Here is a 15346-nt window from a genome sequence, read left to right as displayed (position 1 = left end):
CATTCGTTTAGTTCACTTTATTTTCTCTGGTTCTTCAGTATTTAATTATTATCTAATTTATTACTAAATCCTTTTACAAATCTAAAGGCATTCGTGGCAGAAAAAACTCAGTGTACGAAACAAAATTAAAAAACAATGAAAAAACTAACCATATTAAGCGGAGCAGGAATCAGTGCAGAAAGCGGAATACAAACCTTCAGAGATGGAGACGGCCTTTGGGAAAATCATAGTGTAACCGATGTGGCCAGTCTGGAAGGATGGAAAAAAGACAGAGCTTTGGTGTTGGAATTCTATAACCAGAGAAGACGTCAACTTCATGAAGTGGAAGCTAACGAAGCCCACAAACTAGTGGCAGAACTGGAAAAATATTTTGATGTTCAGATCATTACCCAAAATATTGATGATCTGCATGAAAGAGCCGGTTCCACAAAAATTCTTCATATCCATGGTGAATTGTTTAAATCTTGCTCATGCAATAATAAAAAGCTGATCTATGAGCAGAAAGAAGACATCAAGATAGGAGATAAAGCAGAAGATGGGGGGCAATTAAGACCATTTATTGTTTGGTTTGGGGAAGATGTTCCTTTATATCAGGATGCTAGAGAAATAGTAAAAGACTCAGATATTTTATTGGTAATCGGAACCTCTCTACAGGTATATCCTGCAGCTGGACTGATCCATGATATCAAAGATGACTGTCTTTTAATTGTTATCAACCCTAATGAAACAGGCTTTGGCTATGGGCAGAGAGCGGTGGTGATGAAAGAAACAGCGACACAGGGAATGAAACTGTTATTTGATAAGCTGGTAAACCTTGCCTGATGGAAAATAAAGTAAAGGCAGGAATTATGGGTGTATGCATCGGTGATGCCTTAGGAGTTCCGGTTGAGTTTAAAAACAGAGAATATTTGAAACAGTTTCCTGTTACAGAAATGCAGGAATTTGGCTCGCATAACCAACCCAAGGGGACCTGGAGTGATGATAGTTCATTAACATTATGTCTGGCAGAAGAACTTACAAAGGGCTATAACCTGGAAAAGATAGGGCAAAGCTTTGTGAAATGGGTGAAATATGGTCACTGGACTGCCCACGGAAGACTTTTCGATATAGGAGGAACTACAAGAGAAGCTATTACAAGGCTAATTAAAGGAGAAAGCGCCCGGTTTTCAGGAAATATTTTTGAAGAAGATAATGGAAACGGATCTTTGATGAGAATTCTTCCCTTAGCTTTTTATTTAGAGAATGAAGAAAATATTGAAAAGATTTATCAAACGGTAAAAGAAGTCTCCACAATCACTCATGGGCATTTCCGATCTGTTTTTGCCTGTTTTATCTATGTGATTTTTGCGATTCAATTAATTAAAGAAAAAAATAAAACGGAAGCATATACACATATACAAAATTTGGTTCTGGAATATGCAGAAAAACAATGGTTTAGCTTAAATGAAATTGAACTTTTTCAAAAGATTTTAAAAAATGATATTTCAGGGTATCCCGAAGATGAAATAAGAGGAAGCGGCTATGTGCTGCATAGTCTGGAAGCGTCTTTATGGTGCTTTCTAAACTCAGAAAGCTATTCTGAAGCAGTATTGAAAGCCGTTAATCTGGGTGAAGATACAGATACAACCGGAGCCATTACAGGAGGGTTGGCAGGAATCTATTATGGATTTGAAAATATTCCTCAGGAATGGGTTAACGAACTGGTGAAAAAAGATGATATTGAAAAATTATGTGAAAAGCTAAACCATAAATACCTATAAGCGAATGAAATCTTTCCTAAAAGCCCTTGCCAACATGTTTTCCAAATATGATCCTGAGGATATCTTTCTGAACACCCCTTTGCAGCAATATAAAGGAAGAATAGAAATCAATAAAGTGGTAAAATTAGGAAATTGCCGTGTTCATTATTCACCGGACTATTTATTTCAGACACCAGATGAGGTATTGAATATTTTAAAGGATCAGTCTTTACTCTGGATGGATAATCAAAATAGTCTGTTGGGTTTTACAGATCAAAAGAGAACTTTATTAATTCCTTTGAATAAGATCAGTAGAATTGAAATTCAAAATGTACTTAAAGGAAGGGGACCCGCTGAAGCTTGTTTGTGGGTTTATTTGTACGAAAAATCATTTGTAATGCTTTCAATATCACCAGAGATTTATTATTATGATCAATATGCAGAGGAGATCAATAAAAAAACAGGGTTTGCAGTCACTTTTTCCCCGGAATTTTATAATGCTTAATTAAACCAAAACCAATGAACGGAATAGCAGAATTTAGTTTTAAAGAATATGTAGGTGAAACAATACAGGTGATATAATACCAGTATATTTAATTCCCGAATATTATAAATTTTAACAAAATTAAGACCCTTGATGACTCTATATAAATTTATTTCAGAAAAAGAATTACTGGAAATAGGAAGAATTTTTTTTAAAGAATTTGTTTCCGATATTCCTTTGCATTTTTATACCAGTTCTATACCTGATCATATCCCGGATCACGGAATGTTTCTTATCAAATGCGAGATCGAAGAAAATACAATCAGTAATTTTAAAATATTGAAGGACGGAGAGTTGATGATAGAAACTAATCAAATACCACTCTTCAATACTTTAATGGTTGATAAAATAAAAACTGTTGATTTCTTTGGCCGTACTGAGGAAGTTGAGAAAGAGGCCCTTGGGATTTTGGAAGAAGAAAAAAGATTTTTTGCATGGAGGTTAAAGAAATATTTGGAAACAAACAGTAGAGAGATTGTATCTTATGATTCTTTTCGAAAGGTTTACAAACCATCAGTTCCTATAGGAGAAGAGTCTGAAAAATTGATTGAAGAAGAGAAAGCTCGTGCAAAATACCTTGAAGAGAAGACCTTAAAAATAAACACAGTAGAAGAAGCTGTTGATTTTTTGATTCACGAAGAATTGAGTGAAAATACAATCCGTGGTATCAGGAATGAATCATTAGCTTCAAAGCTTAATGATTTGACAGTTCTTTTTGGAATGGGAATGTATCTACGAAATGTATTTATTTACCCCAATAAAAATGAAAATTTCCTGAAGTATCTGAACACTTATGATCCGGGATATATTCTGGACAGAGGAGAGTTTGGAGAGGGGCTTATTGAAGATTCATTATGGAGAAGACTTAATCATTATAACATAACGGATGAAAGCAAAAAGAAAATTGAAGTATTGCGCAAAGAAAAATATAATGAAGGTCTGGCATGGTCTAATTATATAAAGGAGAAACTGCTTTCGTATAATCTTGATGAAGCCATCATCAGTGAATATTTGGAACTTGAAGATCAAATGGATCTCTGTGTAAGTGATGAAGATTTTGAGCATTGTATGTATGAGCAGAAAAAAATACTGGAAGGATTATCAGGAGATGAGCTTTCTGTTTATAATCAAATGAAACAGGATTATTTTACGGTTAGCAGACTTATTAAAAAATTAAAAAACAAACAATGAACGAAATAGAAACAAAAAGAATAAGTAAGTTTTTAAGCCTCATTTTGAGGCATCAACCCGAAAGTATCGGATTAAAGCTGGATGAAAACGGCTGGGCAGATGTAGAAGAGCTGAGAGTAAAATCAGCTAAAAAAAGAGTGCATTTTTCTTTCGAAGAATTAGATGAGGTGGTAGAAACCAATAATAAAAAAAGATTTGCCTTTAATGATGATAAAACAAAAATCAGAGCCAGTCAGGGACATTCTATCGACATCAATTTAGCCTTGGAAGCTATACAGCCGCCTGAATTTTTATATCACGGAACCGCCGAAGCCAATATTTCATCCATTTTAGAAAATGGAATTGAGAAAAGAACCCGTCAGCATGTACACTTAAGCGCTGATAAAGAGACGGCTACAAAGGTGGGAATGAGACACGGGAAACCTTTAATTCTGACAATCAGAACCGGAAAAATGTATGAAGAAGGAGTTTCTTTCTACCAATCTGCCAACGGAGTATGGCTTACAGAGTTTATAGATCCGAAATATATTTCAAAGTAATAAAATCAACAGGGGTTGAACCAAAAGAGCCATTATTTAAAGATAATGGTTTATCTTTTCACCAACGAAACTAAACCATGAGCAGAACATTAGTAATAGGAGACATTCACGGCGGATTCAGAGCATTACAACAGGTGCTTGAACGCGCTGAGGTTACTCCGGATGATCTACTGATCTTTCTTGGAGATTATGTAGATGGCTGGAGCGAATCTTCTCAGATCATAAAATTTTTAATAGAACTTTCCGAAAAACAGAAATGTATTTTTATCAAAGGAAATCATGATGTATGGTGTGAAGACTGGCTGGCTTTTGAGCAGGGACCAGGAATATGGCTTGCTAATGGAGGAAAAAGTACCGTAGACAGCTATACCGATTATTCTTCAGAAGAGTTGGATCTTCACCTTGAATTTTTCCAGCGTATGAAGCATTATTATGTAGATGATCAGAACAGATTATTCATTCATGCCGGATATTCTTCCATGCATGGCCCTGAAAAAGAAGTCTATTCCAGCAATTACCGATGGGACAGAACCCTGTGGGAAACTGCAGTGGCAATGGATAAAAAACTGGAAAAGAATTCATTACTATACCCTAAAAGGCTGCTCCTGTACAAAGAAATATTTATTGGACATACTCCAACCTTATATATCGGAAGCAGAGTTCCTACAAATAAAGGCAATATCTGGAATATGGATACCGGAGCTGCCTTTACCGGAGCCCTATCCATCATGGATATTGATACAAACGAATTCTGGCAAAGTGATCCGCTTCCTTCCCTTTACCCTCATGAAAAAGGACGGAACGGATAGATTAAATAATAAATAATAGAGATGAGCAGTATATATGCCTACAATCTAACCTTATAGGTTTCCAAAACCTGTAAGGTTTTTTTATTTTTATTAAATCATATTCCGATAGTGTATTTTTACCATTTTTCTTTTCAGCCCCAGTGATATTACCTAATTTTAAATCCGGAAAATAATATATCAATGAAACTGAAATACCTCCTGCTTGTTGCATGTTCTTCCCTGGTTTTTGGACAAAAAACATTTCATACCCCTTTTGAAAAAGGGAATGGAAATCAAACCGTTACTTACGATGAAATGAATACCTATTATCAGGATCTGGCCAAAAATTTTAATACCATTCAGTATCTTAAAAAAGGAGAAGATGACAACGGAAAACCCATTTATGTGGTCGTTTACAATCCTTTTCCTGAAAAAGATCCTGAAAAACTGAGAAAAGATAAAGCCATTCTCTTTGTCAACAACGGAATTCACCCTGGAGAACCGGACGGAATTGATGCCACGATGATGCTGATGAGAGATCTGGCAACTCAAAAAATTAAAACTCCACAAAACTTTATCATTGCTGCGATCTCAGCCTATAATATCAGCGGAATGCTGAATAGAGGTTCCCATTCCAGAGCCAATCAGAACGGTCCGGAACAGTATGGTTTCAGAGGAAATGCTAGGAATTATGATCTGAACAGAGATTTTATCAAAGCAGATTCTAAAAATGCAAGAAGCTTCCAGGAAATCTATCAATGGCTGAAACCCGATGTTTTCATTGATAATCATGTCAGTAACGGAGCAGATTATCAATATACATTTACTTATATCTCGACTTTTAAAGAACGTCTGGGAAATACATTAGGAGCTTATTTTTACAATGATTATCAGGCTAAAAACCTTGATGATATGAAGAAATTAGGATATGAAAGCACTCCTTATGTCAACATTCATGGGAATATTCCGGAGGTTGGTTTCGCTTCGTTCGAAGATTCCCCAAGATATTCTACAGGATACACCACTTTGTTCAATTCTTTAGGAACCGTTCCCGAAACCCATATGCTGAAGCCTTATGATAAAAGAGTAGATGCAACCTACAAATATATGTTGGTGAATTTGCAGAACCTTGATAAAGATTATCAGAAAATAAAGCAGCTTCGTATAGAAAATCTTAAGCAATATCAGGCAGGCAAGCAATACGGAATTCGCTGGAAAATAGACTCGACCAAGTATACAACCATGGATTTTAAAGGCTATGAAGGGAAATATAAGCCAAGTGAAATCTCGGGAAAACCAAGGCTGTATTATGACAGAAACAAACCTTTTATAAAGAATATAAAGCTTTTTACCACCGCCGTTCCTACAGGGTATATCACAATTCCTAAATACTATGTAATCCCACAATCGCAGTACAGAGTTATTGAAGAATTTAAAAGAAACGGAATTCAGATGAAGCCGATTCTGAAAGACAGTACCATTGCCGTAGAATCCTATAAGATCAAAGACTTTAAAACTGTAAAGAACCCATATGAAGGGCACTATCTGCATTTTGAAACTACAGTAGATGCTTCTAAAAAAGATCAGAAGTTTACAGCTGGAGATTATATTGTTTCCACCAATCAGTCTGGGGTTAAATATATGATAGAAACCCTTGAGCCTGAAGCCTTAGACTCATTCTTTAACTGGAACTTTTTTGATGGTATCCTGGCTCAGAAAGAATATTATTCAGCCTATATTTTTGAAGATACCGCTGCAGAATTACTGAAAAAAGATGAGAAACTGAAAGAAGCTTTTGAAATAGCTAAAAGATCAGACAGAAAACTTTCGGAAGATGGAGATGCTCTATTGGATTGGGTGTATAGAAATTCTCCTTATTTTGAAGAGAAAACCTTTAGACAGTATCCAGTGTATAGGGTTTTGTAAGTTATTGAAAATGAGCTATTAAAATAAAAAAGACGTTTCATTGAAACGTCTTTTTTATTTATCTTGGTAAGCCTCTTCTTAAAGCTATTTCAGCTCTTTTAAAAGCCATTTTCTCTTTCCAGTCCATGTATTTCTTTTTGAAGCTCGACTTCATAATGTCATCAAATTTGCGCTGTACTGTAAGATTCCATAAAGAATGTGCCTTTACTGCCCATGATTTATCCCAGGCTCGTAGGGAGATAGAGAAGGAGCCATCAAGATATTTCATCCAATGCCACCATCCGGTAGGCATAAATAAAGTATCACCGTGCTCAAGGTAACATTCAATACCTTCTACACCATCCAGTGCCGGGAATTTTGTGAAATCAGGATTTTCAATATCATAATCCTCCAAAGCATATGTAGCATAAGGAATTTGATACAACCTTTCTCTCCATTTATAGTCAAAAAGAAGAATATGCTTTCTTCCATTGAAGTGAGTATGGAAAATGTGCGCCATGTCTATATCGAAATGAAGGAACGTTACAGAACCTTTTCCACCGAAGAACATGTTTGGATACTTATCAAGGAAGCCTCCCATCAGTTCTTTAGGAGAAATATAATCTTCAAGAAGTTTCGGGGCGTATTTTATGGGGTCAAAAAGGAAAATTCTAAGATCAGTAGGCTCTCTTTTTATGAGATCTACATAATCTCCGAATTTCATTTTAGCTGCAGAAGAGTTGATGGGAGCAGAAGGATCTGCCTTTGAACTGTCATATAACGGGACCTCCACATCTCCTACAACCTCCTTCATATATTCCATCGTCCATTTTTGGTAAGCAGGCCACTTTTTTGCCATATTTTTGATGACAACGGGCCTTCTTGGCTTTAGATATTTTTCGTAGAATTCCTCTTTAGAAATATCATCTACAACATCTATAGGCTTTAAAATAATTCCCATTTCGTAAATTTTATGTTACAAAATTATTAAATAAATATTTATGAACCAGAGTTTAATTTTTTTTTAATATATAATGCAATTTAAATTATATTATTTAGTCTAAATAAAAATTACATATTAGCAATTGTTTATAGAAATCTTATTTTTTTTATCATTTTGTATAAAAAATACCCTGTAACAGAATTACAGGGTAAAAACACAAAATAGATGAATAAAAATCCATTCTGATGCGAAGATATTATTTTTATTTCACAGGCAGTTTCTATTAAAACTGGATAAATTAAAGAATAAAAGGTAGTTACATTATTTTAATTCAATAGCACGGGAGATATTTTTAAATTTAAAGTTTAAAAACGGATGCTCCTAGAATATTTTTTATTTATAAAAAAATAGTATTTTTTTAATAAATAATTTCAAATTACTGAAAGTAAGGTAGTTGTAATTTATCATTATTCAATTGTTGGTGATTTTTTATATTATTGATTTGTATTTTCTCTTGATATAAATAAGAAAATATCTGAAATTTTTCTGTAACTATACTTTTCCTTTACAAACAAGATAAAATATAAAGAGGTAAAGTGAAAGGATTTAACTTTTAAAACAAAAATATATCTTTAAAGAAAGTGTAACGAAAAACTACAATGATTAACTAATTAGTCAAATAGTGAATATGAAAAAAAATATTTCCTTATTTCTGATGCTTTTTATGATGGTATTCACCTTCGCGCAGAAAACAATTTCCGGGAAAATTACAGATGATGAAGGAGCAGCCATACCAAGTGCCAGTGTAACGATCGAGGAACCGGGTAAAGATGCTATTCTGGCTTATGGAATCACCAATTCCAAGGGAGAGTACAAAGTCACTTTTACCTCTTCAGAATCTAATGTGGATCTTAAAGTAAAGGCCTTCAATCAAAAGCCGCTTACAAAGCAAATCAGCAATAGCGAGCAAACCCTGAATTTTAAAATGCAGTCTGAAGCTACAGAAATTAAGGAAGTACAGCTGAAAACCAAAATGATCACTGCCAGAGGAGATACCATTTCCTATGATCTTAAAGCTTTCAACAGTAAAAACGACAGAACCCTTGCCGATGTAATGAAGAAAATTCCGGGAATTGAAGTCAATACAGACGGAACCATTCTTTATCAGGGAAATGCAATCAATAAATTCTATGTCAACGGAAAAGACCTTATGGAAGGCGGCTATGGAACAATCAACAACTCGCTGCCCAAAGATGCTGTACAAAAAGTGGAAGTCCTTGAAAACCACCAGCCGGTAAAGATCCTTCAGGATAAAGTACCTTCAGATCAGGCGGCGATCAATATTAAGCTTAAAAACTCAGTAACCATGACCGGTCGTGGCGAAGTCGGAACAGGCTTTGGAGAACCATGGCTATGGAATGTAAAACTGACTCCTATGTTTTTCGGACAGAAAAGCCAATGGGTAGTTAACTATAAGACCAATAATATGGGTGAGCAGGTAGAAAATGAGGGGAATATTTTGGCATTCGGAAGTGGATGGGAAGGAAGAAGGTCCAATATTTCCCAGAATAACTGGCTGAGTGTGGAAAATGCAGTAACGCCTGATCTTCCTGTGAAAAGATATCTATTCAATAGTGTACATTATCTTTCAGCGAATTACCTTACCAATATTGATAAGAAAAAAGAATGGGAGCTTAAGGTCAATGCCAATTATACCAATAATGCAGTAGAAAGAGAATCATCAAGCAACACGAATGATTTCCAGCAAAAGACTCAATATGGAACACGGTTTTTAAATAATTTTTATACAGATAAACTAAAAGGCGAGATTATTTTCACTAAAAATGCAAAGAAAGGGTTCTTCAAAAATACAACTACCTTTTCACAGTACTGGAACGGAGACCGTACCAACGCATACAGAAAAGACAGTGTTTCTGAAAGAAACGGGCTTGAAGCTGTACAATCTCCAACGTCCTCTTTCCAGAACTCATTAAGTACAATTATTCCCTGGAAAGAAAAGATGATCAACCTGAAATCCTATATCAGCTATCAGGATGATAACCAGACTCTGGAGATCTCTCCTGCTAATTATATGCAGATTCCATACAGAAATTCAATCAAAGATTCAATGAAAACGATCGATTTTGTTCCGGGAAGTTTTGCATTACAACGATTCAGAATCAAGACATTAGATACCTCACATTCTGCGAATATAAGCTTTACAAAGAAAGGCTGGACCTTTACTCCACAGGTAGGATTTGATTATTCTACTGATAAACTGGATACAAATTTTGACGGAATTACAACCTCCGGACAACCTGATTTTAACAGCCCGACTTATGAAAACAGCCTGAAATTTACTGAAATTACCCCTTCAGCATCTTTAGGAGTTAATTATAAATCAGAAGCCTGGAGCCTATTTGCCAGTTTTCCGGTAAACTTTAATAACATTAAGGCAGATGATGTCATTAGAAACGTTTCAAAAACATTGAATAAAACGACATTCACGCCTAATATTTTTGTGCAGTATTCATTTGCTTCTTTCTTTAAAGCAAGTGTCAATGGAAATATCAGTAATAACTTTGGAGATATAAAGACTGCTTACGGCGGATATATTATGACCAATCCGGGAAGTTTCAGCGTCATGAACCCGAACAACCCGATTCCTCAGACCACTACAAAAAGTTTAGGAGCAAGATTAGAATACAGAAACCCGTTGAATAACCTTTTCTTCAATGTAGGAAGCAGAATAGGGGATACCAAAAATAATCTTATCTCTTCCATTTTTGTCAATCCATTTGGATTCAGAGTGACTGAATATCTGGAAAGAGAAAATAAGAGAACCAGCAACAGCTATTATGCAGAAATAGGAAAATATTTTCCAAAATTTAAAACCAATGCTTCTTTTACATTTAACAATACCCTGTCTAAATCACAGTTAATAAGAAATACTGCTTTTATTGATAACAAGACCATTGCAAACACAGTAGGCTTTAAATTCAATAATAACTATTTTTCATGGATGAGTGTAGACTTTAACGCCTCTCAAACATGGAATAAGCAGTCTAACATCTTCATGACAGGAAATTTAGGAAAAAGCGAAGGGTATACCCATAACCTGAATGTCTTCTTTTATCCGATAGAAAACCATACCATTGGATTTTATTGGGATCAGATCAATTCAAAATCAGGTGATGCAAAGTATAATAACGGATTCTTTGACCTTTCCTATCAGTTTTCCTGGGCTAAGAAGAAAGTAGATTTTGAATTGAAATGGATGAATATTGCCAATAGAAAAGTATTTGAAAAAATTGATTTTGACAATGCTGCGATTACTTCCACCTCCATGCAGCTTCGCCCTAGCCAGGTCATGTTTACTGTAAAATTCAACTTTAAATAAAATAAAAAAAACCAATCCGAGCGGATTGGTTTTTTATTGAGATATATAAGGACTTAAAAAGCCTGGTGATCAGCAGAAGGACCATAGCTTCCCGGTAAAGGAATATCATTGATCCTGTAATACACGCCTAATTGTGCCCTGTGATGGGTAATCTGATTAAGCGCATGGCGGATGGATTCATATTTAGACCATTTTGCAAGCTCTTCTCCATTGTTTTTAAGTGCCCAGCTTGCAGTAAGGTCATTCTCATTTGCACTTTCCAGAGCTTCTTTTCCAGATTTAAAATTCTGATCAAGAGTTTGAAGAAGGTCTGCCTTCGTAGAAAGCTGTTTAGGCTGATAATCTCCTTTGCCAAAATCAAGCTCTGAAGTGGTAAGCATAGTGTTGGGCCATTCAAAAACTTCAGCGATGTGAGTGGCAAGGGGCAACATTTTCATGCTTTTCTCATGAGGAGCATAATCATTTTTTTCTTCAGGATAAATTTCAAAGAATTTTCTGGTCGTCTGATATTCAGCTTCCAGCTCATTTTTAAATTGCGATAGAGTATCCATAATATTTTGTTTTTGAGAAGTTTAAAGGTAAAAATTTTATATCTTAAAATGTTTTAAGAGAATCATAATTTTTATACTTTCCTTAATTTTATAGTGGAAATTACCGTTTGCTCAGATTAATTTCCCTCTTCCTGATTTTATCTTTTAAAAAATAAATTGAAGAAAAACTGTAACAAATTCTTAACAGTGATTACTAATTATTAAAATTGAGGAATGAAAAAGCTATTTTCAGTATTTCTTATCATACTTTTTGCCTTTGCTAATGCTCAGGGCAGCAAAGAAACGGCAAACCGATTCTTTTATGAATTGACATTTAAGCCTAAGAAAGATTCTGCAAAACTGGACAAGCTCATTACAATTTTGGATATTACGCCAAAAAAGTCCATTTATCAGGATTATACCATGTCTGCTCAGGATTCCATTATCAGGCTTGCTGTTGAGGAAATGGAGAAAGCAAAAGTATGGAAAGATATTTCTAAACTTATCAAGACTCCTAAATTTGCTTACAAGATTGTAAAAACTTATCCGGAAATGAAACAACAGTATCTTGATAGGGTAAGCATGAATTTATTTGGATATGATGCACCAGTTAAGTTTGTTTGGAATATCCAGCCGGAAAAACAGAAAATAGGAGAATACAATACCCAGAAAGCAACTACAGAATATGGAGGTCGAAAATGGACTGCATGGTTCAGTTCAGATATTCCTTTTCAGGATGGTCCGTATAAATTCTATGGCCTTCCAGGGCTCATCGTTAAGATTGAAGATGATGAGAAAAACTATTCATGGATGCTGAGCGGAAATAAGAAGATTGAAAATTATGATGAATTAACCTATTCGGATAAGATCAATGCGAAATATGGTGTTTCCAATACAGTGACACCTACTACAAAAGAAAAATTTGACAAAGCATACGCCAGCTTTAAGCAGGATCCAATGGCTGAAATCCGCCAGAAAGTGAGCCCCGAAATGATGAATATGAAAATGCCGGGATCAGATGTTACCATTGGAGATGCGCTTAAAAAGCAAGAGAAGATGGCTAAGGATTACTTTAACTCAAATGATAATCCGATTGAAAAAGATCAGGTTTCTCCTGATAAAAAGAAAAAATAAGCATTCATATCAACTAAATTATATTCCGAGTCAACCCAGGTACAGTAATGTATTTGGGTTGATTCTTTTTATAGCCAAAACGTTATTTAGATTAAATTTAAATAACGTATATTTGCGCTACAAAATAATAGGGCTTTGAAAGAGAAAGAATTACATAAATTAAGTGGATTTCCTAAAAACAAAATGGGAAAGATATTGGGATATGATAATGACCATCTGAAAATGCCCAATAAAATTATTGAAATGGGACTTCTTCCGGAGACCATTTTCAGAGTTTTATACCAGGCTCCGTTTAATGGACCGATGTATGTGGAATTTGGAGCCGAAAAAAGCCGGATTGCTCTTCGTGAGGAAGAAGGAGATTATATCATTGTTGAAGAATTGAATTAATGCAGGCAAACAAGAAAAAACAGATACTTTTAGTCGGAAATCCTAATGTAGGAAAATCAACGGTTTTCAATGCGCTTTGTAACAAAAAGCAGAAAACCGGAAATTATGCAGGGGTTACCGTTGCAAGCCATTCAGGAAATTATACGCATAAGAATGAGGACATCGAAGTCATTGATCTTCCGGGTTCTTACAGCGTTTATCCAAGTTCAGAAGATGAGGCTATTTTTTCAAAATACCTTATTGATGAGCAGGAAAATTATGAGGGAGTTGTTTATATTCTTGAAGCATTAAGTTTAAAAAGAGGCCTTCTTCTATTCCAGCAGATACAGGATCTTGGGATCCCAATGATTCTGATTGTCAATCAGATTGACCAGGCTGAGCGAAGAGGAATTACCATAGACATTCAAAAGTTTTCTGATGCATTAGGCATTAAGATTATTCAGACCAATGCAAAAGAGCAAATCGGGATCAACGAAGTGAAAGATGCTGTTTATAACAATGAGTTTGTAAAAACAGAAAAAGTTTCTTTTGAAACCCCGAACGAACATAAAGATTTTATTCAGAAACTTGTCTCTCAAAAAGGGTTTGATAATGAATATAAGGCCTGGATGAGTCTTTCACTGGGAACAAACCTTGAAAAAATAGATCCTGAAATGGATCAGATCAATAGTTCTGATGTTAAAAGTTTGGTTCCTAAAAGATTACAGGTTCAGGAGACCGTTAGGAGATATCAGAATGTAGATAAAATATTAGACAACGTTATTTCCAAACAGCCTCAGTTCAAAGAATTGCTCACAGAGAAACTGGATAAAGTTTTGGTGCACAAATTCTGGGGATATGTGGTTTTCTTACTGATTTTATTGGTGATATTCCAAAGCGTTTTTTTCCTTGCAGAATATCCGATGAATTGGATTGAAGAGCTTTTCTCATGGCTGTCAGCTTTTACAGGAGAACATCTTCCGGAGGGACCAATCAATTCGTTAATCTCTAGCGGAATCGTTCCGGGAATAGGAGGAATTGTAGTCTTTGCACCACAGATTGGTATTTTACTGTATTTCCTTTATTTATTGGAAGATTCAGGATATATGGCTAGAGTTGTTTTTCTGATGGATAGGCTTCTTCGTCCATTTGGATTAAATGGTAAAAGTATTGTACCCCTTGTTTCAGGAACCGCTTGTGCAATTCCGGCAGTGATTTCCACAAGAAATATTGAAAACGTTAAGGAAAGATTACTGACGATATTGGTAACTCCTTTTATGACGTGCTCTGCAAGACTTCCGGTATACAGTATTATCATCGGATTAATTATTTCAGAAGGATCGTTTTTAGGAATAAAATATAAAGCTTTGGTTCTGATGGGAATGTATCTTTTAGGATTCTTAGTAGCTTTGTTCTCTGCAGCTATTCTGAAAAGATTCATTAAAGACAGTGGAAAAACATATTTGGTAATGGACCTTCCTGCTTATAAAAAGCCACTTTTCGGATATGATCTTAAAATGGTTTTAGGGAAAGTATGGGATTTCATTACCGGAGCCGGAAAAATAATCTTTATTGTAAGTATTATTATCTGGGTTTTAAGCTATTTCGGGCCAAAACAACAGCCGAATGAGTCTGTTGCTTCAGACGTTCACTTAGATCATTCTTACCTGGCCAAAATGGGTAAAGGAATAGAACCGCTGATCGCTCCACTGGGATACGATTGGAAAATGGGAGTAGGAATCCTGACCAGCTTCGTAGCAAGAGAAGTATTCGTAGGCACTATGTCAACGCTGTATAGTCTTGAAGATGATGCTCCGGAAGTAAAGGTAATTGATAAAATGAGAAGAGATGTAAAACCCAATGGAGAAAAAGTCTTCAGCTTTGCAACCGGAATTTCCGTTCTTCTGTTTTATGCGTTTGCAATGCAGTGTATTTCTACACTTGCAGTAGTCTATAGAGAAACCAAAAGTTGGAAATGGACAGGCTTTCAGGTAGCTATGATGACAGGTTTGGCATATTTTGTGTCGATGATAGTATATCAAATTTTAAAATAATGGACTCTTCCTTAGTTATTCAGTATGTACTTATTGCTTTATTGGTAGTATTTGCCTGCTATTCTTTATTCAAAGTGCTTAAAAAGAATTTTGCCCCTAAAAAATTCAGCTCTAAAAGATCAAGCTGCGATAAAGATTGCGGTTGTTCTTAATATAAAACTCACATGTATAATTGAAAAAAATGTAGTATTTTCATTTTTTTAATTTAAA

At 35.1% G+C, this 15346-nt stretch carries 13 protein-coding genes; 11 read left to right on the top strand and 2 right to left on the bottom strand.

Translation table 11 applies throughout. From position 1 onward, the window contains the following. Nucleotides 1–135: 135 nt before the first annotated feature. The 7 genes from DRF65_RS17870 (at nt 136) to DRF65_RS17840 (ending at nt 6727) form a co-directional block, all read left to right on the top strand. Nucleotides 136–822: a Sir2 family NAD-dependent protein deacetylase gene (locus DRF65_RS17870; protein ID WP_115972106.1), complete on the top strand. Its 687-nt coding sequence runs from the start codon at nt 136–138 to the stop codon at nt 820–822. Continuing rightward, entirely contained in the window at nt 822–1760 is a 939-nt protein-coding gene (locus tag DRF65_RS17865) for an ADP-ribosylglycohydrolase family protein (RefSeq protein ID WP_115972105.1), read from the top strand. The genes DRF65_RS17870 and DRF65_RS17865 overlap by 1 nt, the downstream gene beginning before the upstream one ends. A 4-nt stretch (nt 1761–1764) precedes the next feature. Next, nucleotides 1765–2244 carry a hypothetical protein gene (locus tag DRF65_RS17860; protein ID WP_115972104.1) on the top strand — a complete coding sequence of 160 codons (480 nt, stop codon included), beginning with the start codon at nt 1765–1767 and terminating at the stop codon, nt 2242–2244. Between the two features lie 132 nt (nt 2245–2376). Further along, nucleotides 2377–3474, top strand: coding sequence for a hypothetical protein (locus tag DRF65_RS17855; protein ID WP_115972103.1), 1098 nt, complete (start codon nt 2377–2379; stop codon nt 3472–3474). Continuing rightward, nucleotides 3471–4013: an RNA 2'-phosphotransferase gene (locus DRF65_RS17850; RefSeq protein ID WP_115972102.1), complete on the top strand. Its 543-nt coding sequence runs from the start codon at nt 3471–3473 to the stop codon at nt 4011–4013. The genes DRF65_RS17855 and DRF65_RS17850 overlap by 4 nt, the downstream gene beginning before the upstream one ends. Nucleotides 4014–4090: 77 nt before the next feature. Further along, nucleotides 4091–4822, top strand: coding sequence for a metallophosphoesterase family protein (locus DRF65_RS17845; protein WP_115972101.1), 732 nt, complete (start codon nt 4091–4093; stop codon nt 4820–4822). A 180-nt stretch (nt 4823–5002) separates the two neighbouring features. After that, on the top strand, nt 5003–6727 hold the full coding sequence (locus tag DRF65_RS17840) for a M14 family metallopeptidase (protein ID WP_115972100.1): 1725 nt from the start codon (nt 5003–5005) through the stop codon (nt 6725–6727). A 58-nt stretch (nt 6728–6785) separates the two neighbouring features. On the opposite strand, the gene DRF65_RS17835 is transcribed toward DRF65_RS17840, so the two are convergent. Further along, complete coding sequence (locus DRF65_RS17835) at nt 6786–7667, bottom strand: cupin-like domain-containing protein (RefSeq protein ID WP_115972099.1); 882 nt, start codon at nt 7665–7667, stop codon at nt 6786–6788. 670 nt (nt 7668–8337) lie between these two features. On the opposite strand from DRF65_RS17835, the gene DRF65_RS17830 reads away from it, so the two are divergent. Continuing rightward, entirely contained in the window at nt 8338–11049 is a 2712-nt protein-coding gene (locus DRF65_RS17830) for a TonB-dependent receptor (protein WP_115972098.1), read from the top strand. A 53-nt stretch (nt 11050–11102) separates the two neighbouring features. Here the strand turns inward: DRF65_RS17830 and DRF65_RS17825 are convergent, their stop codons facing one another. After that, nucleotides 11103–11600 carry a DinB family protein gene (locus DRF65_RS17825; protein ID WP_115972097.1) on the bottom strand — a complete coding sequence of 166 codons (498 nt, stop codon included), beginning with the start codon at nt 11598–11600 and terminating at the stop codon, nt 11103–11105. A gap of 213 nt (nt 11601–11813) precedes the next feature. Here DRF65_RS17825 and DRF65_RS17820 point away from each other — a divergent pair, with 213 nt between their 5' ends. From DRF65_RS17820 to feoB, 3 genes are all read left to right on the top strand, one after another. Next, nucleotides 11814–12713, top strand: coding sequence for a GLPGLI family protein (locus tag DRF65_RS17820; protein ID WP_115972096.1), 900 nt, complete (start codon nt 11814–11816; stop codon nt 12711–12713). A 135-nt stretch (nt 12714–12848) separates the two neighbouring features. Then, nucleotides 12849–13103, top strand: coding sequence for a FeoA family protein (locus DRF65_RS17815; RefSeq protein WP_115972095.1), 255 nt, complete (start codon nt 12849–12851; stop codon nt 13101–13103). Further along, entirely contained in the window at nt 13103–15136 is a 2034-nt protein-coding gene (gene feoB, locus DRF65_RS17810) for a ferrous iron transport protein B (RefSeq protein ID WP_115972094.1), read from the top strand. The genes DRF65_RS17815 and feoB overlap by 1 nt, the downstream gene beginning before the upstream one ends. The last annotated feature ends 210 nt before the right edge of the window (nt 15137–15346 follow it).

This window comes from Chryseobacterium pennae, from assembly GCF_003385515.1.
Classification (GTDB): Bacteria; Bacteroidota; Bacteroidia; order Flavobacteriales; family Weeksellaceae; genus Chryseobacterium; species Chryseobacterium pennae.
This window is presented reverse-complemented; position numbering and strand designations above follow the sequence as displayed.